The organism is Pararhodonellum marinum (assembly GCF_015354735.1).
Classification (GTDB): domain Bacteria; phylum Bacteroidota; class Bacteroidia; order Cytophagales; family Cyclobacteriaceae; genus Pararhodonellum; species Pararhodonellum marinum.
The window spans coordinates 68,457-90,762 of the sequence record NZ_JACEFJ010000016.1; the positions used below are offsets into that span (position 1 = coordinate 68,457).

The 22,306-nt window shown below is 43.5% G+C and carries 14 protein-coding genes; 4 read left to right on the top strand and 10 right to left on the bottom strand.

Features of this window, described 5'->3' with window-relative positions; genetic code table 11:
* Positions 1-39 precede the first annotated feature (39 nt).
* The 5 genes from H1A14_RS20695 to H1A14_RS20715 form a co-directional block, all read right to left on the bottom strand.
* Positions 40-1,359, bottom strand: a complete 1,320-nt coding sequence (locus H1A14_RS20695) for a nucleotide sugar dehydrogenase (RefSeq protein ID WP_194778212.1) — start codon at positions 1,357-1,359, stop codon at positions 40-42.
* Between the two features lie 329 nt (positions 1,360-1,688).
* Positions 1,689-2,075 (bottom strand): four helix bundle protein, encoded by a 387-nt coding sequence (locus H1A14_RS20700; protein ID WP_194778213.1) that lies wholly within the window; start codon positions 2,073-2,075, stop codon positions 1,689-1,691.
* Between the two features lie 210 nt (positions 2,076-2,285).
* Entirely contained in the window at positions 2,286-2,753 is a 468-nt protein-coding gene (locus H1A14_RS20705; RefSeq protein ID WP_317174916.1) for an ArsR family transcriptional regulator, read from the bottom strand.
* An 831-nt stretch (positions 2,754-3,584) separates the two neighbouring features.
* A complete protein-coding gene (locus H1A14_RS20710) occupies positions 3,585-5,993 on the bottom strand; it encodes a GumC family protein (protein WP_194778215.1) in 2,409 nt (802 codons plus the stop codon).
* 1 nt (position 5,994) lies between these two features.
* The gene (locus H1A14_RS20715; RefSeq protein ID WP_194778235.1) at positions 5,995-6,729 is read right to left on the bottom strand and encodes a polysaccharide biosynthesis/export family protein; all 735 of its coding nucleotides are present in this window, start codon (positions 6,727-6,729) and stop codon (positions 5,995-5,997) included.
* A gap of 443 nt (positions 6,730-7,172) precedes the next feature.
* On the opposite strand from H1A14_RS20715, the gene H1A14_RS20720 reads away from it, so the two are divergent.
* The gene (locus tag H1A14_RS20720; RefSeq protein WP_194778216.1) at positions 7,173-7,490 is read left to right on the top strand and encodes a hypothetical protein; all 318 of its coding nucleotides are present in this window, start codon (positions 7,173-7,175) and stop codon (positions 7,488-7,490) included.
* 1,049 nt (positions 7,491-8,539) lie between these two features.
* On the opposite strand, the gene H1A14_RS20725 is transcribed toward H1A14_RS20720, so the two are convergent.
* From H1A14_RS20725 to H1A14_RS20745, 5 genes are all read right to left on the bottom strand, one after another.
* A complete protein-coding gene (locus H1A14_RS20725; protein WP_194778217.1) occupies positions 8,540-9,856 on the bottom strand; it encodes a UDP-glucose dehydrogenase family protein in 1,317 nt (438 codons plus the stop codon).
* A 3,092-nt stretch (positions 9,857-12,948) separates the two neighbouring features.
* Positions 12,949-14,100 (bottom strand): GDP-mannose 4,6-dehydratase, encoded by a 1,152-nt coding sequence (gene gmd, locus H1A14_RS20730; protein ID WP_194778218.1) that lies wholly within the window; start codon positions 14,098-14,100, stop codon positions 12,949-12,951.
* A 55-nt stretch (positions 14,101-14,155) separates the two neighbouring features.
* Positions 14,156-15,109 (bottom strand): GDP-L-fucose synthase family protein, encoded by a 954-nt coding sequence (locus H1A14_RS20735; protein ID WP_194778219.1) that lies wholly within the window; start codon positions 15,107-15,109, stop codon positions 14,156-14,158.
* Positions 15,110-15,154: 45 nt separating this feature from the next.
* Complete coding sequence (locus tag H1A14_RS20740; protein ID WP_194778220.1) at positions 15,155-16,153, bottom strand: mannose-1-phosphate guanylyltransferase; 999 nt, start codon at positions 16,151-16,153, stop codon at positions 15,155-15,157.
* A 234-nt stretch (positions 16,154-16,387) separates the two neighbouring features.
* Positions 16,388-16,927, bottom strand: coding sequence for a gamma carbonic anhydrase family protein (locus tag H1A14_RS20745; protein WP_194778221.1), 540 nt, complete (start codon positions 16,925-16,927; stop codon positions 16,388-16,390).
* Between the two features lie 1,261 nt (positions 16,928-18,188).
* Here H1A14_RS20745 and H1A14_RS20750 point away from each other — a divergent pair.
* From H1A14_RS20750 to dinB, 3 genes are all read left to right on the top strand, one after another.
* Positions 18,189-18,911: a YceI family protein gene (locus H1A14_RS20750; RefSeq protein ID WP_194778222.1), complete on the top strand. Its 723-nt coding sequence runs from the start codon at positions 18,189-18,191 to the stop codon at positions 18,909-18,911.
* 91 nt (positions 18,912-19,002) lie between these two features.
* Positions 19,003-20,253, top strand: a complete 1,251-nt coding sequence (locus tag H1A14_RS20755) for an anthranilate synthase component I family protein (protein ID WP_194778223.1) — start codon at positions 19,003-19,005, stop codon at positions 20,251-20,253.
* Between the two features lie 657 nt (positions 20,254-20,910).
* Positions 20,911-22,008 (top strand): DNA polymerase IV, encoded by a 1,098-nt coding sequence (dinB, locus tag H1A14_RS20760; RefSeq protein ID WP_194778224.1) that lies wholly within the window; start codon positions 20,911-20,913, stop codon positions 22,006-22,008.
* Positions 22,009-22,306: the final 298 nt, after the last annotated feature.

Genomic DNA, 22,306 nt, shown 5'->3' on the forward strand with positions numbered 1-22,306 from the left:
TTGATTTGATCAATAGGTTCTCCAGAAAACAAGTAAAACCTATAATCTTGCATCTACCGTTTGTTTATCCAATACCCCTTTGACATCAAAGACCACACAATCGCTGGATTTTTCGATTTTCATTCCCTTAAACTGATCATGGGCTACGGCTAAAATGATTCCTGAATACTGACTCAAATCCAAAGTATGGTCACCATTTAATATTTCAAGGCCATATTCGTGCTTTACCTCTTGGGGTGCTGCCCAAGGATCATAAATGTCCACTTCCATATCAAAGGATTTCAATTCCTGGTAAATGTCAATGACCCGGGTATTGCGGATATCGGGGCAGTTTTCTTTAAAGGTAAAGCCCAGGATCAGTACTTTGGAATCGATGACCTTGAGGTCTTTGCGCATCATGTGTTTGATCACTTCCGTGGCCACATGCCGGCCCATGGAATCATTGAGTCTGCGGCCTGCCAAAATGATTTCCGGATGATAGCCCACTTCCTGTGCTTTTTGGGCGAGGTAATAAGGATCCACGCCGATGCAGTGTCCGCCTACCAGTCCAGGTTTGAAGGGAAGAAAATTCCATTTGGTACCTGCTGCTTCCAGTACTTCTTGGGTATCGATGCCCAGAAGGTTGAAGATCTTGGCCAGTTCATTGACAAAGGCAATGTTGATGTCCCTTTGGGAATTTTCTATGACCTTGGCTGCCTCTGCCACTTTGATGCTTGATGCCTTGAAGGTCCCTGCCGTGATCACAGACCGATAGAGCTCATCCACATAGTCCGCCACCTCTGGGGTGCTTCCTGCGGTCACTTTTTTGATTTTGGTGACCGTATGTTCCTTATCTCCCGGATTGATCCGCTCGGGCGAGTATCCGGCATAAAAATCTACATTGAATTTCAACCCGGAAATTTTCTCCAAAACCGGTACACATTCCTCTTCCGTCACCCCGGGGTACACCGTGGATTCATAAATGACCACATCCCCGCCTTTGAGCACATGGGCAATGGTTTCGCTCGCCTTCAGCATGGGCGTCAGGTCCGGTTTGTGGTGCTTGTCCGTAGGGGTCGGAACAGTCACGATAAAGATGTTACAGGAAGAAATGGCCGTAATGGCCGTGGTATTTAATAAGCCTTTCTTCTTCTCTCCAAGCTCTACTGGATTTTGGACCAATACCGCTTTAAGTGCCGCATCTTCCACTTCCAAGGTACTGTCTATTCCCTTTTGCAATTCATCTACCCTAGGCGCATTGATGTCATAGCCTACCACAGGATACTTTTCCGCCAATGCCACCGCCAATGGCAGTCCCACATAGCCCAAGCCGATGATGGCGATTTTACTTTCGGTTAATGGAGTTAGGTTTGTGCTCATATTTTCTTTTCAAAAAAAGGTTTGATTTACAAGTTAAATAGGATATCAGATAAACAGTTGATCAGAGAACAGTTAAACAGAGGATCAGATAAACGGAGAACTGGGTATCAGTTAATCAGAGGATCAGAGATTAGTTAAACAGAATATCAGTTGATCAGAGATAGTTAATCGGAGAACAGTTAAACGGGTTATCAGATAAACGGAGAACTGGGTATCAGTTAATCAGAGGATCAGAGAACAGTTAAATTGGATATCAAAGGATCAGTTTTCAGTTCTTCAGTTTATCCGTTTTTCAGATTATCTGTTTATCTATTTATCTATTTTTCTGTTTATGTATTCTGACTTTCGTTTTTGGTTCGGAGGAAACGGATGAAGCCGTTGATTAATTTGATACATTCAGTAGTTCTTTTTCGGATTTCTTTTACTGCATCTTGATCGATGTAATTGCATTGATGGGCTTCCAAGGCATGGTCCAAAATTTCAGCCACAGATCCTCGGGCATTGAGGAGGAATTTAATGTTTTCCTTGTAATGATATCTTCCCCAACCCTCTGCAATGTTTGCTGTGGCCGATCTTGATGCCCTCAAAACCTGCATGTACAAATCATATTTTTCGAATCCAGGAAATTTTGGCAATACCTCTTTTCTTAAATACTCCTTCAATTCATTGCACGACTGCCAACATTTAAGCTCCTCGAAAGTTTTAAAGCTATCCATTTCCCTTTCTCCGGTTTTCAATTTTCAGTTTTCCACTTTTCTGTTCTCGGTTTATCAACTCCCTGTTCTCTGTTATCCTATTTATCCGTTCTCCGCTTATCCGTTCTCCGTTTATCAAACCCACAGCTCCGCCCCGTCAGCCACATTTCGTGCTTATCCAGGAGCAAAATAAGAAGATGGCCTTTCTACAAAAAAACCAGAATAAGGGCTCTAAACTTTATGGTATAAAATCAACCCCTGTTCCAGGGAACAATCAGGATTGATGTCAAATTTTACTTTACGGTCGATCAGGGCTTCCGCCCTTTTGGTCAATTTGGACAGGTATTGGAGATCCAGGTCATTCCCCAACAACACCACCTCTATGGTCCCGGAATCCAGACCCCGAGCATAGTCGCCTATCAAAACCACCGAATCCAAGTCCCCTACTTTTTGGATGACATGATCCATCAGGGCATCCAAGCCGAGATGCTTTTTGATGATGGCCTGCAATTGGGAAAAGAGGGGATGCTGGGTATTGGCCTGGTAGTTGACCTTGTTTTTGCTGTCGGATTTGATCAGGAAGCCTGCTTCGGTGAGGCTGTTGAGTTCCTTGCGGATGCCATTGGTGGATTCGCCAAACTCCTCAGCCAGTCCACGCAAGTGGGATTGGTTGTTGGTATTGAGGAAAAATTTAACCAAGAGTTTAAGTCTGGTTTTGGACGTAATCAAGGAATCCAGCATGCGGCAATAAAAACCCTTTCAAATGAGCAACAAAGGTACTCGATTGAATCAGTTTCCCCAAACATTTATTGTCATTATTTTAAGAATTAATTGATCTATAGAAGACCTCGTATTTCACATCCAAAAAAATGTCCTTCGGAAAAAAATAAGAGTTGTAGCCACCAAAAATCTATCCTCTTTTAAACCCCTTCAGGGTTTTATTTACATCTTATATCCCTTTCAACCCGGGTTGCCACCCGGGGCTATTAACCTTTCGGTATTAAATTACTCCGGAATTTCTAACTAGTTGGCAAACATTCCTTTGCGATTTTGAAATAACGGATTCTTCCATAATTGACACAAAGCTGCTACCCTAGGCTATTAACCTGTCGATATTAAATTCCTCCGGAATTTCTAACCAGCTGGCAAACATTCCTCTGGGATTATATACCAATGTCTTGTGTTTTCCCTATCTCTAACCTATAACCTCTTACCACTTACAATTTTTACCGTTTAAAGAATCTCCGATATCCCATTTTTCCGTTTAACTGTTTTCTGGTTTATCCACTTTCAGCTTCCAGCTTTGAGCTTTGAGCTTTTACCTCTTACCTTCCACCTTTAACCTCTCACCGCCCCCCCCTACTTTCAGCTTTCAGCTTCGAGCTTTGACCTCTCACCTTCAACCTCTCACCCTGGGATAGTGACTTCAGACCCAATATCCATAAATATCCAATATCAACAAATTTCAAAATTCTACCCTGAATTTATATTTGTGATCATTATAATTAGGGTTAAACGGTAGCATTAAATTTATCGATTTAAAACTTTCCTCCACCACGGTTTCTTAACCTCATCATCACTATAATATCCATACCCATAGCTATACCCATACGCATAGCCATAATTCATTTCCTTTTCATCTACGCTGTTGAAGATGACGAAGGCATTTTTTATCAGTTGATTGTTCTTTAAATGATTGATGTGGTCAATGGCAGGCCTGGTGGTGTAATTGTAGCGGACTACAAAGAAAGTCACATCTGCCATGGCAATCAATTCCAAGGTTTCACTGACAAGACCCACGGGAGGCGTATCCAATACAATCACATCATAATATCCCCTTAACTCCGTCAACAAAAGCTCCATTCTTTCATTGGACAGCAATTCAGCAGGATTGGGGGGAATAGGTCCAGCCAACAATACATCCAAATTTTCAAAGGTGGTTGGCTTGATTAATTTTTGAAAATCTTCTTCTTGTCCACTGAGGTAATTGGAGAGCCCCATGTCGTTTTTCATTTCAAAATCCTGGTAGATTTTGGGCCTTCTTAAATCTGTTCCGACTAAAAGGGTTTTCTTACCTGACAGAGAATAAACAGATGCCAAGTTGATCGAGCAAAAGGTTTTCCCTTCCCCAGAGGAATTTGAAGTAATCAAAATGACAGAAGTTTTATCTTTGGGTAAGACAAAATTCATATTCGACCGCAAAGACCGAAAAGCCTCTGCAACACCGGATTGTTTTTCTAAAAAAACCGCAAGGTTACTGTTAATTTTTTTAAAGGCAATGCTCGCCATGATCGGGATCAAAAGCCTTTTCTCTAAATCCTTGACATCTTTTATTTTATCACTTAGGTAAACCTTGCTCAGGACAAAGAGCAAAGGCAATAGCATCCCTAAGGATAATGCAATAGAGTAGTTGAAATTGGGTTTGGGAGAAATAGGTCCTCCACTGGATCTGGCATATTCAATGATCTTGTTGGAGGGGCTGTTGGAAGCCTTCATGATGGCCGATTCCGCTCTTTTTTGAAGCAAAAAGGTATAAATGTTTTCACTGAAAGCATAATCCCTTTGAATTCTTAGTAAATTTTGTTCTTTGGCAGGCAGTCGGCTAAACTCCAAATCAATTTGTCCAATGCGCATTTCAAGATCCCGAATCAAAAAGGCGGCATTTTCATCTACGTTAACCAAAAGCTCTCGGATGGAATTGTTCAAATCCTGCAATTCCCGGTTGACTTCCCTAACAGCCGGGGATGCCTCTTTTTGCGTAACCATCAAACTTGATTTTTTATTTTGCAATTCAAGCAAGTTTTGGATTAGTCCATTCAATATTGGATCATCAATGCCCAATCCGGAAGGAATAATGATTTCATTGTAGTCCTCTTTTACCAAATAATTACTGAGGTTCCGGTAATACTCTCTTTTCAATTCTTCCTGTGCCAATTCCCGATCCAGTCCAGAAAGTCTTTGAAAAACTTCGGAACCCTCTGAACTGATGTCGTATATTCGGTTTGTACTTCGAAAAGCTTCCAGGCGGTTTTCAATAAAATTCAAGGTATCTGACAAGCCCTCCAACTGATCATCAATAAACTTTACTGTGTTGGTAGCAGTTTGGTTTTTTTGTTCCAGTTCATTTTCTATATAAGCCTGCATCAGGGCATTCAAATAATCCCTTCCTTTGGAAGCCAAGTTGGTATTGATGCCAAGTTCTAAAATGGTGGACATTTTATCGACGGGTCTTACCTGTAAGGATGAGGCATATTGAGAAATCAAGCTGGATTTATCCCTTAATTTCACCAAAATTTTACCAGAAACATCACTGGAGGTATGGTTGACTTTGATTCTCATAAAAGGCAGGGAAACCCATTGCCCAAAAGAAAAAACATTTTGATCCAAAATGGGCTTTTCTATGTTTCTTGCCCCTTCATCCCCCAGTTGGGTCATTCTATACCTTTCTTCGGGAAAGGCTAAGGAAAATTGGCTTTTATTGTCCCATTTGATTTCAAACTCCCCTGAAACCAATTGGGGATGTTCCCAATCCACCTGCACCAAAATTGGAGCAGTGGGATATCTTTCTATTTTGGTAAAAATACCTTCGATGTGGTATTCCACCTCAAAATTCAACTTGTTGATGGCCAATTCTGCCACCGGTCGGGATTTTAAAATGATGATTTGGTTGGTCAGTTCCATTTCGGAATTGGAAAACCAGCGCTGATCAAACAAATTCATGCCGGATTCATATTCCTTGATAAAAAACTGGGAATAAGAGCGATAGACAGGTTGAGTGTACCGGGTAATCAAATAGGCCCCAGTCATAAAAAGGAATATGGAAAGCAAAATCCAAGGCCAATTCCTCAGGTATTTGATGACAATTTCTTTGACCCAGTAAAGTTCGTCTTCTCCAACTCTCCCTGATGTTTGTGTTTGTATAGGTTGTTTTTGATCCATGTCAATTGATCGCATTGAGTACTAAGAGTACCGCGGATAAAGTAGTAACAGCCAACTGGAAGGTTTGTACAAAATTCACACCAGTTCCCAATTCCCTGATTTTCATGGGCTCAGCATACAACATGTCGTTGGGTTGAATAAAGTAGAATTCTGAAGTAAGTAGTTTTTGGTTGTTCAGATTGATTCGGAACATGCGGGAACCTTCAGGATATTGCCTTACCAAGACTAATTCATCCCTTTTGGCTACAACGGTCAAATCTCCCGCATTTGCTATGGCCTCAAAGATGGTCACCCTGTTCTGTAGGATGCTGTGCTTACCTGCTGCATTAAATTCCCCCAAAGCCGAATAGCGAATCCCACCAAGTCTTACCCTGACAAACAAATCCTCTTCATTGACAAATTCAACCATTCTTGATTCGATCAGCAATTTGGCCTCTTTCGCGGTGAGACCGGCGAATTTAAGTTCACCTATCAAAGGCAACTCCACCATCCCATTTTCGTCGATGCTGTATCCGTTCATAAAAAAAATATCTCCACCTCCTCTTGCCCCTTGCATCATCATTCCTCCACCACGTGAATCCTCCTGAAATATCTCAATCAATTCATTCAACTCTTTGCTGCTTGTTTTGATATTGATGTCCACAATATCATTTGCCTGTAATTTGTAATCCTCTATTACATAAGGTTTCATTTCACCGGAAAAAACCAAGGGACTTTCCTCCCCTTGATCCTGCATGTAAATGATTCTTTTATTGGAAACGCAGGAGGCACTCAGACCGATGAGCAGCACATACACCATCCATCTCCCGCTCAGTAACGCAAATTTTTTCTTCATTGATATAAAAATATACAATCGGATGCAAAGATATTTAAATAATGGGAAGGAAAAAAGATTTGGGGATTTACGAGTTATGATTTACGAGTGTCGAGTTACGATTTACGATTTGGGAGTTGATAATTATGAATTTAAAATAATGAATGAAAAATTGGGAATTAGGGAATAAAATCCTTTTGGGACATGACCATCATCTTTACCGTCACCCTGCCTGCCTACCTGTGGTAGGAGCCTGCCGAAGGGTCTTCGAGCTTTCGGAGCGGAAGACTTAAAGGTTGTCAGAGTTGTCAAGTTATCGAGATTCCAGATGCCCAGGGCAGTGGCGAGCATAATCCTTTTGGGACATGATCCTCACTGCGAAGAGTCTTCGGACTTTCGGAGACAGCTTATTACCTTACCGTCACCCTGCCGGCCTACCTGAGGTAGGAGCGGAGCGAAGAGTCTTCGGACTTTCGGAGACAGCTTATTACCTTACCGTCACCCTGAGCCTGCCGAAGGGTCTACGAAATTTCGGAGCTAAAATCTTGATTGCCGTCGAGCTTGCCTGCCAGAGGCAGGGTTGTCAAAGTTGTCAGGTTATCGGGATTCCAGATGCCCAGGGCAGTGGGGTGCCTTCTCCGGAGGTCCTCCCCCCGCCCCCCCCATTTGGGGGGGTGATATAAAAAGATGGTTCAAGACTTGGTCTTGGACCTATCAATTTGCAGTCTTCAGACTGCTGTGAAGGTAAATGATTGAAGGTGAAAGTCAAAGTGCCAGAGGCACGGCCGATATAATAACCACCGGTTTCAACCGGTGGTACAGGAACACCCCCCATTTCCAAAAGTCCCGTAGGGACGACCGATCTCGACGGAAGATCGGCCGTCCCTACGGGACTTTTCTAACATAAGTTGGTCACAGGTCCATGGGTTGAAACCCATGGTTACTAGATCGGTCGCTCCTACGGAGCTGCTACTAAGAACTATACTAACTGTGGTCCAAACCGCCCATCAGACCGCGCGGTGGGTCGCAGGAAAACCGAAGAATAAAAGCTGGAAGCTCCAAGCTCAAAGCTGAAAGTAGTGAGAACAGAAAACAGATAAACAGATAAACAGAATATCAGAGGATGAGAAGAAAAGCTGAAAGCTTGAAGTGAAAAAACTGAAATCACAAAGTGATTATCAAACCGCCCATCAGACCGCGCGGTGGGTCGCCGGAAAACCGAAGAATAAAAGCTCTAAGCTCAAAGCTGAAAGTAGGGAGAACAGAAAACAGATAAACAGAATATCAGAGGATCAGAAGAAAAGCTGAAAACTGGAAGTGAAAAAACGGATATTCCCCGAAGTGTCAATAAAGAATTAATTGGTACAAACTCCCGGCCTTAAAGCGGCTGGTTTTTGGTAGGGGATGGGGAGCGTAAAGAAAATGAGTTAGCTTCTGAGGTTCCGAAGGAGATCAACTCATTTTTAGCTTTCCATTCCCGGACAAAAATTAAATTGGACACGTCATTTGAACTTAGTTGAGCACGAAACCAATTTAAAAGCCGATTTACAGCCTTGATTTTTTCCAGCCAGCTGAGCGGCCGACAGGCCTGCCTGCTGCAGGCAGGGGTTCTTTTTTATCAAGAAAAAAGAACGGAGGAAATAAGGCATCAAAACCCAATTTATGCAAGCAAAAAGGATAACCAAAAAACGGCTAAAAACCAAAAAACCTTCCTAAATGGAAGGTTTTTTGATTAGTTACCGATACCATAATGGGTATACCCCATCTCGGCAAGGTACTTTTTATCATAAATATTTCTCCCATCAAAAACCACCTTATCAGTCAACAACTTTGCGATGGCTTTCCAGCTCGGGAGCCGAAACTCAGACCACTCGGTCAAGAGCAGCAAGGCATCTGCATCCACGCAGGCGTCATAGGCATCATTGGCGTAAGCAATCTTATCTCCCAAATGATGGGACTTGGCTTCCTCCATGGCAATGGGATCATAGGCCTTTACCTTGGCTCCGGCTGCCAGCAATTCCTCAATGATCACCAAAGCAGGGGCTTCCCGCATGTCATCGGTATTGGGCTTGAAACTTAGGCCCCAAATCGCAAAAGTCTTGCCTTTCAGGTCCCCGTTGTAATGGGCTTTTACTTTTTCGAACAGGACATGCTTCTGAGCGTCGTTTACATCCTCCACGGCCTGAAGTACTTTCAATTCATAGCCGTATTGACGGGCGGTTCGGATGATGGCTTTTACGTCTTTGGGGAAACAGGATCCACCATAGCCTATGCCCGGATAGATGAATTTATTGCCTATCCTGGGATCGGTACCGATTCCTTTGCGAACCATATTGGCATTTGCCCCTACCTTTTCACAGAGGTTGGCAATGTCGTTCATAAAGCTGATTTTGGTAGCCAACATGGCGTTGGCGGCATACTTGGTCATCTCTGCGGAAGGGATGTCCATAAAGATGATGCGCTCTCCGCTCAATTGGAAAGGCTTGTACAGCCTGCGCATGATTTTTTCTGCCCGCTCATCCTCTACGCCGATGATGATTCTATCAGGTTTGAGAAAATCTTCGACGGCAGCACCTTCTTTCAGAAACTCCGGGTTGGAAGCTACAGCAAAAGGCAGGTCCTCCCCTCTTTTGTCCAAAGCAGCTTTTATGGCCGCTTCCACTTTTTTACCGGTGGTTACTGGAACAGTGCTCTTGGTGGCGACCACGAGGTAATCGCTCATGTGCTGTCCGATTTCGTCAGCTACTGCCAGAACATATTTCAAATCAGCAGAACCGTCTTCACCCGGAGGGGTACCCACGGCGATAAACACCACCTCAGACTCCTGAATGGCTTCCCCAAGGTTGGTGGAAAACTGCAGCCTGCCGCTTTTGTAATTTCTGATGACAATTTCTTCCAAACCCGGTTCATAGATGGGCATGATGCCCTCTTTGAGTTTGTCTATTTTCTTCTGGTCTATGTCCACACAGACCACTTCGATCCCCACGTCGGCAAAACATGCCCCTGATACCAAACCGACATAACCGGTTCCTACTACTGTAATTTTCATGTATTGAGGATTTTAATCAAATAAAAATAACTTAAAATTCTGGATGGCTCCAATAAGGTTGATTCCGGTGGCAAATTTAATGCCTTTTGTTGATAAATCATGGGATTTTGAATTACGATTTACGATTTAAAGTTGGGAATTGGGATTTACGAGTTACGAGTTGGATTTACGAGTTACGATTTACGAGTTGGGAGTTGATAATTATGAATTTAAAATGATGAATGATGAATTGGGGAATAGAGACTGAGGGAATGGGGTACTTAGGGTTTCGGGATTTACGAGTGACGAGTTACGAATGGGGATTTGGGAATTGGGAGGTTTAATCCTTTTGGGACAAGATCCTCATCTTTGCCGTCACCCTACTTGCCTGCCTGAACTAGGATCATTCGGAGCGAAAGCTATAAACCTTGTCGTCACCCTGCCTGCCTACCTGAGGTAGGAGCCTGCCGAAGGGTCTACGAAATTTCGGAGCGAAAACCTTGATTGTTGTGGAGCTTGCCTACCAGAGGCCGGGTTGTCTGAAGTTGTCGGGTTTTCGGGTTAAGGATGCCCAGGGCAGTGGGGAGTCATCTTCAAAAATACCCCCCCTTCCCCCCCATTTGGGGGGGGTGAAAAAAAAAATGGTTCAAGACTTAGTCTTGGACCTATCAATTTGCAGTCTTCAGACTGCTATGGGAAGTTCAATGGAATATCAGGAAATCAGAAGCACGGGATATCAGAAGAACGGAAACAGCTAAAAGCTCGAAGCCAAAAGCTTATAAGTGCCAGAGGCACAGCCGATATAATAACCACCGGTTTCAACCGGTGGTGGCTACATGTAACTCTTTCTTTAAAGTCCCGTAGGGAGGACAATGCGTTAAGAAAAGGTCCGGTGGACCTTTTTAGCATTGGGCCAGGATGCAGGGAGGGCCAAGGAGGGGGAAGAAAACGAGAAAAAGAGTCAAAACCTAAAGCTTGAAGTTGGATCGGCCGTCCCTACGGGACTTCTTTAAAACAAGTTGATCTCAGTTCCATGGGTTGAAACCCATGGTTATTAGATCTGTCGCTCCTACGGAGCTGCTACTAAGGACTAAACTAAATGTGGTCCAACCGCCCATCAGACCGCGCGGTGGGTCACCGGAAAACCGAAGAAAAAAAGCTGGAAGTTCGAAGCTCAAAGCTGAAAGTAGGGAGAACAGAAAACAGATAAACAGATAAACAGAATATCAGAGGATCAGAAGAAAGCTGAAAGCTGGAAGTGAAGAAACTGAAATCACAAAGTGAGTATCAAACCGCCCATCAGACCGCGCGGTGGGTCGCCGGAAAACCGAAGAAAAAAAGCTGGAAGCTCGAAGCTGAAAGCTGAAAGTAGGGAGAACAGAAAACAGATAAACAGAAAATCAGAAAGAAAGCTGAAAGCTGGAAGTCAAAAAACCGAAATCGCAAAGTGATTATCAAACCGCCCATCAGACCGGGCGTTGGGTCGCCGGAAAACCGAAGAATAAAAGCTGGTAGCTCGAAGCTGAAAGCTGAAAGTAGGGAGAACAGAAAACAGATAAACAGAAAATCAGAGGATCAGAAGAAAAGCTGAAAGCTGGAAGTGAAAAAACCGGAATCACAAAGTGATAATCAAACCGCCCATCAGACCGCGCGGTGGGTCGCCGGAAAACCGAAGAAAAAAAGCTGGAAGCTCGAAGCTGAAAGCTGAAAGTAGGGAGAACAGAAAACAGATAAACAGAATATCAGAAAGAAAGCTGAAAGCTGGAAGTCAAAAAACTGAAATCACAAAGTGTGGGTAAGTCGATCAATGAACAGAGCGCTGGGTTGCCGGAAACCGAAGAAAAAAAGCTGGAAGTTCGAAGCTCAAAGCTGAAAGTAGGGAGAACAGAAAACAGATAAACAGATAAACAGAATATCAGAAAGAAAGCCGAAAGCTGGAAGTAAAAAAACCGGAATCAAAAAGTGATATCAAACCGCCCATCAGACCGCGCGGTGGGTCGTCGGAAAACCGAAGAAAAAAAGCTGGAAGTTCGAAGCTCAAAGCTGAAAGTAGGGAGAACAGAAAACAGATAAACAGATAAACAGAATATCAGAGGATCAGAGGATCAGAAGAAAGCTGAAAGCTGGAAGTGAAAAAACTGAAATCACAAAGTGATAATCAAACCGCCCATCAGACCGCGCGGTGGGTCGCCGGAAAACCGAAGAAAAAAAGCTGGAAGTTCGAAGCTCAAAGCTGAAAGTAGGGAAAACAGAAAAGATAAACAGAATATCAGAGGATCAGAAGAAAAGCTGAAAGCTGGAAGTGAAAAAACCGGAATCACAAAGTGATAATCAAATCGCCCATCAGACCGGGCGTTGGGTCGCCGGAAAACCGAAGAAAAAAAGCTGGAAGATCGAAGCTGAAAGCTGAAAGTTGGGAGAACAGAAAACAGATAAACAGAATATCAGAGGTTTAGAGTGTCTGAAAAGCTCAAAGTTCTAGTGTGAAAGCTGAAAGGAAAAAGAAAGAAGAAATTTAAATCTGAGACTCAAAGGTGAATGAGAGCCAATGGTTATTCCAATGGAATGTCATAAAGGAATTTAAGGTACAAATCTCTGGCCTTAAAGCGGCTGGTTTTTGGTAGGGGATGGGGAGCGTAAAGAAAATGAGTTAGCTCCTGAGGTTCTGAAGGAGATCAACTCATTTTTAGCTTACCATTCCCGGACAAAAATTAAATTGGGCAAGTCATTTGAACTTAGTTGATCACGAAACCAATTTAAAAGCCGATTTACAGCCTTGATTTTTTGGTTACTTTTTCATCAAGGAAAAAGTAACAGCGGAAATAAGACATCAAAAAACAATTTAAGAAATCCAAAAAGAATGAGATTAATTGAACCAAATAGAAATAAAGCCATTACAAATGGCCTATTGGAGTCAACGTCTCTAAGAATAGTTTGACAGATAGCATGGTGTAGGTGCAAACTACACCCAGTGGAGGGAAAACAGAGGAGAATCGTTTAAAAACTGAAGTATTGAAACAAAAGCATGACGCCTTAATGTGAGGTCAAAAAAAACAGGGACAAAAGCCTAAACAGCCCTTGTCCCCAAATTCTTAATTCATAATTCAAAAACCCTACTCTTCCTGAAGCAAAACCTTATGCCCGGCTTTCATCAGGTGAATGTCTCTTTTGAAGAGGGCCACATCGGATTCCATCATGTCTGTTACCAAAGCTGGCAGGTCATACTTGGGTTTCCAGCCGAGTTTGGTCTGCGACTTGGTGGGGTCCCCGATCAACAGATCCACTTCTGTAGGCCTGAAATACATGGGGTCTATTTCGAGCAACACATCTCCTTCTTTAACTTCCAGGTTATCCATATCCAACACATGCTTGGCTACTTCCATATCGATGGAATCCAGGATGCCTTTTTCCTCAACGCCTTCTCCTTCAAATCTCAAAGTGAAGCCGATGTAGGCAAAAGCCATTCTGATGAAGTCCCTCACGGTAGTGGTCACTCCGGTCGCGATGACAAAATCCTCGGGCTTTTCCTGTTGCAGAATCAACCACATGGCTTCTACGTAATCTTTGGCATGACCCCAGTCTCTTCTGGCGTCGATGTTACCCATATACAGCTTGCGTTGCAATCCCAATCCGATTTTGGCTACTGCACGGGTGATTTTCCTGGTCACGAAGGTTTCCCCTCTCAAGGGTGACTCATGGTTGAAAAGGATGCCGTTGCAGGCAAACATGCCATAAGCCTCACGATAATTGACTGTGATCCAATAGGCGTACATCTTGGCTACCGCATATGGGGATCGGGGATAAAAAGGAGTGGTCTCAGACTGGGGAACAGCCTGCACCAAGCCATACAGCTCAGAGGTGGAAGCCTGATAGACCTTGGTTTTTTTCTCCAAGCCCAACAACCTGACCGCTTCCAGAATCCTTAATGTACCTATACCATCCGCATTGGCGGTGTATTCCGGGGTGTCAAAACTTACTTTGACGTGACTCATCGCCGCCAAGTTGTAAATCTCATCCGGTTGGGTTTCCTGAATGATCCTAGTGAGGTTCATGGAATCCGTCAAATCACCGTAATGCAATACGAGTTGGGGATCCTTTTCATGGGGATCCTGGTAAAGATGATCGATTCGGCCTGTATTGAAAAGTGAGGCCCTGCGTTTGATGCCGTGCACTTTGTATCCTTTGCTTAAAAGTAACTCTGCTAAATACGCTCCGTCCTGTCCTGTTATGCCTGTGACTAAGGCAACTTTTTGATTTTCTTTCATAATTGATCTTGATTTAAACTTAAAAAGTTTGGTGTAATGTCTGATAATGAATGGTTTATAATTTTACTTCCTTGATATTTTCTATATTGTGGAGGAACCAGTCATAGGTGCTTGCTATGCCTTCCTCCAAGCTAATGCTGGCTTTCCAACCGGCCTCCTTCATTTTGGTGACGTCCATCAATTTGCGTGGGGTACCGTCGGGTTTACTGCTGTCCCAAAGGATCTCACCTTGATGGCCTACTTTGCTTTGAATCAGCAAGGCCAATGCCTTGATGGATAAATCCTCTCCTGTCCCTACATTATAAAGGTGTTCGGGTAATCTGTTTTCCACTGCGAACACAACCGCTTCTGCCAGGTCCTCCACATGCAAAAATTCCCGCATGGGCGTTCCGGACCCCCAAAGGGTCACTGGCGAATGGTCATTTACTTTCGCTTCATGAAACTTACGGATCATGGCTGGTAAAACATGGGAGGTATTGAGGTCAAAATTGTCATGGCTTCCATACAAGTTGGTCGGCATCAAACTGACAAAGTCCTTGCCAAACTGCTTTCGAATGGCTTGGCAGGCTTTTACTCCCGTGATTTTGGCGATAGCGTACCATTCATTGGTGGGCTCCAAAGGTCCTGTAAGCAAGGAATCCTCCTGGAGAGGCTGAGGTGCCATTTTGGGGTAAATGCAAGAACTACCCAAAAAGATGAATTTCTCGGTTCCATGTCGATGGGCTCCATCAATGAGGTTGTTTTGGATCAACAGATTCTCCATCAAAAACTGGTAGGGATAATCATTGTTGGCCAAAATGCCTCCTACCCTCGCGGCGGCATCAATCACCATGTCAGGCTTCTCAGCCTCGAAAAATGCTTCAACCGCCCCTTGATCTCTAAGGTCCAGTTCGCGGCTGTTGAATCCGATTAGATTGACATATCCTTGGTCCGCCAAAGCCCTCCAGATGGCAGAACCTACCATTCCTTTGTGTCCTGCAATGTATATTTTGTTGGTTTTTGTGATCATGTGTGCTTACTGTTTACGCTACCAATTTGACTGAAAAAGCACCGGTTAATCCAGGTACTTTGGATCTTCTTTTTCGAGTTTTTCGTATATTTTTTTTACCTCTTGGGCATGTCCTTTGTCCAAAATAAGGATGGCATCGGCTGTTTCTACAAAGATAATATTTTCCACGCCCAAAAAGACCACTTTTTTATCCGAATTCAAGGCCAGGTTTGAACCGGATTTCTCAAGTGAATTTTCTGGAATGTGGTCGTAGAGTGCTTCGAAGGAACCCATATCCGACCATGAGAAGGCTGAAGGAACAACTTTGATCTTATTGGATTTCTCCATCACAGCATAATCAATGCTGATGGACGGTATCTCCATGGAGGCCTCCATGGGCAGATAAATGTCCTTCCGCTGTTCGTATGCTGATTTCGCTGTGGCATACACCTCCGGTGCGTGTTGCTTTAAGGCCTCTAGGTAAACTTTGGCCTGGAAACAAAACATCCCACTGTTCCAGAGAAAATTTCCGGAGGCCAAAAAGGCTTCTGCCTGCTCCTTATTCGGCTTTTCCCGAAAAGAAATGACGTCATTGCCTTGGCTTTCGATGTAACCAAAACCGGTTTCAGCTCGGGTAGGCAATAATCCAAAAGTCACCAAATTGCCTTTCTTCGCCAAGTCAACCGCCTCCTGAACAGATTTTTGGTACAGATCAGGATCTCCAATCAGTTGGTCAGAAGGACAAATCAACATCAAATCATCCTCCTTGATGTCAAAAGCGGCAAAGGCAATCGCTGCAGCGGTGTTTCGCGGAGTGGCCTCCACCAATTCCTGAAAATCGGAAACGCCCGCTTTCTCCATGCATGCTCTGGACAGCAGGTAGTTGTCTTTGTTCCCCACCACCAAGAAGAGATCGCTGAGGGCCTTGTTTCGAGACACCGTCAACTCAAAGAGTGATTTTCCTTCAAAGATCTCCAAATACTGTTTAGGGCATGACTTTCTCGAAAGGGGCCAAAGCCTGCTTCCTATTCCACCCGAGAGGATGACATTGACTATTCTAGACATATCTGTTGTTGCAAATTAATACAGAATCAAAACATAAAACAATATATACAATGTGTTCTGTTTGGGTTTCCATGTATCAAACAATCCAGCCTTTAAACTGGTCAAAAACAATATAAAATGATTCAATGAATTAGCAGAATCAAAAAATCATTTGCATTGGATTGCAATATTATGAAATAGTAGGTTAAAATTCAGACTTTTAGCCATTTTTTTCTTTTGACGGATCAATAAAAATTATTGTTTTTTACTAGAAATGTTACTTTCTTCTTCAAACCATTTGGCATACATGGGGTAATTGCGCGCGGTCCTTTGGATGGTTTCCAGCATTTCAGGCCCGGTGGTTTTCACTTTTCGCGCAGGCATACCCGCATAAATGCTGTTGGCTTCCACTACTGTTCCTGACAATACTACCGCCCCTGCCGCGATCACCGCGCCGGAATGCACCACCGCCCCATCCATCACTATGGCCCCCATCCCGATCAGCACATCATCATGTATGGTGCAGCCATGAACAATGGCGTTATGGGCAATCGATACCCGGCTACCGATGTAGGTACCAAATTTTTGATAGGTACAATGGATGACTGCACCGTCTTGGATGTTGGTTTGGTCTCCGATCCTGATCTCATGCACATCTCCCCTGACCACGGCATTGAACCATACCGTGCAGGCTTCTCCCATAACCACATCCCCTACCAAGGTGGCATTCTCGGCAATCCAAGCGTCCTTGCCCATTTGGGGCGTTTTTCCGTGAAGGGTGATGATGGTAGGCATAAATTACATTTTGAAAATGAAAGTAAAGAAGAATTGACAACAAGACAACAAGATGTGGTAAAATGTAAGAGGGAAAAGCTGGGGGAGTTTGGGACTGAGGGAAATGGGGACTGAGGGATGGAGAATTATGAATTGAGAATAGATAAACAGAGGAAAGGATGAATCAGCTCAAAGCCAGAAGGTGAAAGCTGAAAGTAGGGGGGATTGGTGAGAGGTTAAAGGTGGAAGGTAAGAGGTGGGGTCAAAGCCCAAAGGTTATAGCTAAAAGTGGAGAAAACAGAAAAACGGGATATCAGAGAATAGATAATTAGCTAGAAGCTCAAAGGTGAAAGCTGAAAGTAGAGAAAACCGGAGAACAGATAATCAGGATATCTGAAGAAGATTAGCAAGGAGCTTAAAACGGAAAGCTGAAAAAAATGAGAACAGAAAAACGGAGCCTGGAATACGAGTTGCGATTTACGATTTACGGATTTTGGAATTTTGAATGTTGAATGTCGAATAATGAATTGCGAATTACTAGATCTGGAAAAGCATTAAAGTTTCCGATTTCAAAACGTTCCAATAACAGGCCTGAAAGTAATCAGCTCAAAGTATGAAAATGAAAGAATAAAGTACAGAAAAACAGTACATCAGAGAACAGAACAAAAAATGGGATAGCCAAAAGCCCAAAGGTGAAAGCTGAAAGAATTGAAAACAGAAAAAAAGGACAACAGAATTAAAGATGTTTAAATCGTAGCTGAAAGTCCCCCAAATGGGAGGACGGTGCGTTAAGAAAAGGTCCAGCGGACCTTTTTAGCATAGGGCCAGCATGAAGGGCAGGCCAGTAGGGGGAAGATAGGCGTAAATCAAATGACATACTTAAATCTGAAAACTGAAAGGATTGAGAACAGAAAAACGGAGCCCCAATTAAGAGTTGCGATTTACGATTTACGGATTTTGGAATTTAGAATGTCGAATGTCGAACGCCGAACGTCGAATAATGAATTGCGAATGACACGATCTGGAAAAGCATTAAAAGTTCCGATACCAAACCGCTCCAATAACAGCCCTGAAAGTGATCAAGCACAAGGTAAGGAAGAAGGAAAAACTTGATAACATAAAAACAGGATAAACCTAATTCCTTGATTTCAAGTGATTTTGACCTGAGAAACCAAATTATAAGTAATGAAAAGAAAAATTTATTGCCAAACTTGAACCTTTTTGTCCAAATAGGGTTTTCGTGTATATACATTTAAATTCCGTTACTAAATCGACATTAATTATGAATTTCTTAAAACCAACAGGATTAGCAGTTGCAGTAGGGCTGATGCTGGCTTCATGCGGCAATCAAGGCAATACTGTAGAAACCACTGAAGCGCAAGATGTGGCAGAAGCCACAGGCCAAACGCTGACCATCGACACCAATACCAGTAAAGTAAACTGGATGGGCTACAAGCCCGCTGGCAAACATTTCGGATATATTCCTCTTACCAACGGGGAATTGTCTGTAGAAGGCAATGCCATAAAAGCCGGTAAATTCGTATTTGACCTTACTCAATTGAAAATTGAGGATATGGAGGAAAGCAACGAAAACTACGGCAAATTATTCGGCCACTTACAATCAGACGACTTTTTTGATACCGAAAACCACCCCTTGGCGGTTTTTGAGGTTACCAATGTAGAGCCATATGCCAGTGATGATCAGGTAGAAGACAAAGAAGAGTTTGAAACCGATTACACGCCAAATACCATGGAAGAACAAATGGTAGACAACCCTACCCATTGGATCAGCGGTAACCTAACCATCAGAGGCAACACCAAAAACATCAAATTTCCAGCAGCAGTCACTTTGGGTGATGGTAGTGTAAGTGCCAAAGCAGGCTTTAACATTGACCGAACTGAATGGGGCGTATCTTACAATGATGAGAGCAATGCCGTGGACAAATTGAAAGACAATTTTATTTACAATACCGTAAATATCGAATTTGACATCCAAGCCAACTAATTTTATTCCAACTCACTTTTAACTCCTAGAGGGATCCAATTTTGGATTCCTCTTTTTTTTTCTAAATACCAAAAGCCCTTACATTTACCTTATGGCTCCGACTCCGCATGCTGTCTTCCCTGCTGATTCCCTATGGAAAAAGAAATTATTGGCCTATGGGCAAAAGCATTTTCCCTTCCTGGCCTATTTCAATGATTGGGAAATCCCCTACCCTTATGGAGGTTTCAAGGAACAGTTTTTAGCCGCTTCCAACGCGTTTTCATTTGATGAAATTGACACTTTTCCGGGGGAGAAAGCAGGGATTCTTTCCTATGATCTCAAAAACCGCTTTGAAAAACTGAAAAGTGAAAATCACCCCTGTCTGGAAAATCCGGAAGCTGTCTTTTTTAAGCCTGAAATCAAAGTGACCTTTCCATCAGGAAGCATTCGCATTGAATCGGATGAACCGGAGGCATTTTTCAGAGCGGTAAAGGATTTTGATCTCGAGCCTGTCACTTTGAAAACCAGTGCACCCCTTTGCCTTACTGATCGCGAAACCTACAAGCAAAAAGTCAGAGCCATCCAGCAAAACATTGAAGAAGGGGATATATATGAATTGAACTATTGCATAGGCTTTGAGGCTGAGGTGATGCAGTTGGACCCAGCAGCGCTCTATTGGGCGCTGGGCGGGATTTCACCCATGCCTTTTAGCTGCTTTTTCAAAGCCGGCCAACAATTCCTGATCGGAGCCAGCCCTGAGCGTTTTCTCAAGAAAAAAAAGGACCTACTCATTGCCCAGCCCATCAAGGGGACCATCAAAAGAGGGCTGTCTGAGGCCGAGGACCTTGCCCTACAACAGACATTGATGCATTCGGAAAAGGAGCGGGCAGAAAATCTGATGATCGTGGATCTGATGCGCAATGACCTGTCCAAGGTCTCTCAGGTTGGGTCAGTCAAGGTGAAAGAGCTGTTTGGGGTGTATCCCTTTAAAAAAGTTTCCCAGATGATCTCCACAGTTACATCAATCCTTAAACCGGAGGCAACATTCGAAAATATCATTGCCCATACTTTTCCCATGGGCAGCATGACCGGTGCTCCAAAAATCAAATGCATGGAGCTCATTGAACACTACGAGCAATTCAAAAGAGGTTGGTTTTCCGGATCGGTGGGCCATGTGGATGAAAACGGGGATTTTGACTTTAATGTGGTGATCAGGAGCCTAGTGTACGATGCCGAAAAGCAAAAACTCTTCTTTGCAGTGGGCAGTGCCATCACCCATGACGCCGATCCGGATTACGAATATGAGGAATGTCTTTTGAAGGCGGCACCGATCCTGGAATTGTTGGGAAGGGGTTGGGAATGATGAATGATAAATTATGAATTAAATTATAGCAGGTGGCTGAAATATTGTCATTACGGACGAAATATGGGCTGAAGCCTGATATATTGCCTACGGCTGATATATGCCCTACCTACCGGTAGACAGGTTCGGCGAAATATGGCCTTTCGGCCGAAATAGGGACTCGAGGCTCGTCCTTTACCGTCACCCTGTACGGAAAACGATAATTATTTCGTCACCGTCTGCCTACCTGAGGTAGGATCATTCGGAGCGAAAGCTATAAATTTTACCGTCACCCTGCCTGCCTACCTGTGGTAGGAGACTGCCGAAGGGTCTACGAAATTTCGGAGCGGAAGTTGTTTGGAATCGGAATTCGAAGGATTGAGGGAAGTGCCGTAGGTACGAACGATTTAATAGCCCGGTAATTTATTACCGGGACAAAGGATGCCAAAAAGTAATGTTAAGTGCCGTAGGTACGACAGATTTTCGCTCAATAACCAATTTCAGCAAACCATTAAATTAAACCTAAATTCACCATCAAGAAAAGGACTTATGAACCTGATTCACACCAAATATGATTTACAAATTTTGAGTTACGATTTACGGATTGGGAATGATGAATTTCGAATTTTGAATGATGAATGATGAATGAAAAATACCCTAGCTGCATAAAAATTACCGATGAAAACAAGCACCCACGAAATCCGAAAAATCATCCATGTGGATATGGATGCCTTTTATGCTTCAGTGGAGCAACTGGATCAACCTGCCCTCATGGGGAAACCGGTGGCGGTTGGGGGAAACAAGGAAAGAGGGGTGGTGGCGGCCGCCAGCTATGAAGCCAGAAAATATGGAGTCAGGTCTGCCATGTCTTCCAGACTCGCCGCCCAAAAATGTCCAAATCTGATTTTCGTTCCGCCCCGGTTTGAAAGGTATCGGGAAATTTCCCACCAAATCAGAGAGATTTTTTATTCTTATACTGATTTGGTAGAACCCTTGTCATTGGATGAGGCCTTTCTGGATGTGACCGAAAATAAAAAGCAAATGGCATCGGCCATCTTGATAGCCCGGCAAATCAGGGCTGCCATCAAGGAATCTACAGGCCTCAATGCTTCAGCGGGCATCTCCTACAATAAATTCCTGGCAAAAATCGCCTCCGACCTCAACAAACCAAATGGACAGGCAGTCATCCTACCCCAAGAAGCCGAAGCTTTCCTCGAGAAACTTCCCATCGAAAAATTCTTTGGCATCGGTAAGGTGACGGCTGAAAAGATGAAAAGCTTTGGCATCTACAATGGCTTTGACCTCAAACAGTTTTCTTTGCCCTTTCTGACCCAAAAATTCGGAAAATCAGGTTTGCATTACTACGAAATCGTCCGCGGAATTCACCTCAGTCCCGTACAGCCCGACAGAGAACGTAAATCCCTCAGTGCCGAAAACACCTTTTCCAAGGATATCTTTGAATTGGTTGCTGTCAAAGAAGCCTTGAGCGATATCCATGAAGAGTTGCTGAGAAGGATTCAAAAATCAGAGGTTCAAGGTAGGACCCTCACACTCAAAATCAAATACACCGACTTCAGTATCCAAACCCGCAGCAGAAGTCTGGAGCATTACATAGATTTGGAGGCCATATGGGAAATGGCTTTGGAACTTTTGGAAAAAGAGCCCCTTAAAATGCCTGTCCGTCTGCTGGGCCTAGGGCTGTCCAACCTCAACCTCAAAGAAGAAAACCAGAGTGGTTTTGGAGAACAGCTTTGGATTGATGAGGATTGGATTTAGGTTTTTAGCTCAAAGCTGGAAACTCAAAGCTGAAAGTTGGGAGAATAGAAAACAGGGGAACAGGATATCGGAGAAAAAGCCTGAAGCTCAAAGCTGAAAGGTGAAAGCATAATGAGCTCAAAGCCTGAAGCTGAAAGGTGAAAGTAGGGAAAACTAAGTGAGAGGTGGGAGGTAAAAGGTGGTAGGTTGGATGATCAGATAAACAGGTTAACAGAGATGAGAATAACAGAAAAAGCTGAAAGGGGGGAGTTGGGGACTTAGGGATTTGGAGACTGAGGGACTTAGGGAATGGGGGACT

Excerpts from the sequence above, each read along its gene's own strand:
- H1A14_RS20735 (WP_194778219.1), bottom strand. The coding sequence starts at position 15,109 with ATGATCACAAAAACCAACAAAATATACATTGCAGGACACAAAGGAATG.
- H1A14_RS20720 (WP_194778216.1), top strand. The coding sequence starts at position 7,173 with ATGATCCTCACTGCGAAGAGTCTTCGGACTTTCGGAGACAGCTTATTA.
- H1A14_RS20695 (WP_194778212.1), bottom strand. The coding sequence starts at position 1,359 with ATGAGCACAAACCTAACTCCATTAACCGAAAGTAAAATCGCCATCATC.
- H1A14_RS20745 (WP_194778221.1), bottom strand. The coding sequence starts at position 16,927 with ATGCCTACCATCATCACCCTTCACGGAAAAACGCCCCAAATGGGCAAG.
- H1A14_RS20750 (WP_194778222.1), top strand. The coding sequence starts at position 18,189 with ATGAATTTCTTAAAACCAACAGGATTAGCAGTTGCAGTAGGGCTGATG.
- H1A14_RS20710 (WP_194778215.1), bottom strand. The coding sequence starts at position 5,993 with ATGGATCAAAAACAACCTATACAAACACAAACATCAGGGAGAGTTGGA.
- H1A14_RS20725 (WP_194778217.1), bottom strand. The coding sequence starts at position 9,856 with ATGAAAATTACAGTAGTAGGAACCGGTTATGTCGGTTTGGTATCAGGG.
- gmd (WP_194778218.1), bottom strand. The coding sequence starts at position 14,100 with ATGAAAGAAAATCAAAAAGTTGCCTTAGTCACAGGCATAACAGGACAG.
- dinB (WP_194778224.1), top strand. The coding sequence starts at position 20,911 with ATGAAAACAAGCACCCACGAAATCCGAAAAATCATCCATGTGGATATG.
- H1A14_RS20740 (WP_194778220.1), bottom strand. The coding sequence starts at position 16,153 with ATGTCTAGAATAGTCAATGTCATCCTCTCGGGTGGAATAGGAAGCAGG.
- H1A14_RS20755 (WP_194778223.1), top strand. The coding sequence starts at position 19,003 with ATGGCTCCGACTCCGCATGCTGTCTTCCCTGCTGATTCCCTATGGAAA.
- H1A14_RS20700 (WP_194778213.1), bottom strand. The coding sequence starts at position 2,075 with ATGGATAGCTTTAAAACTTTCGAGGAGCTTAAATGTTGGCAGTCGTGC.
- H1A14_RS20715 (WP_194778235.1), bottom strand. The coding sequence starts at position 6,729 with ATGCAGGATCAAGGGGAGGAAAGTCCCTTGGTTTTTTCCGGTGAAATG.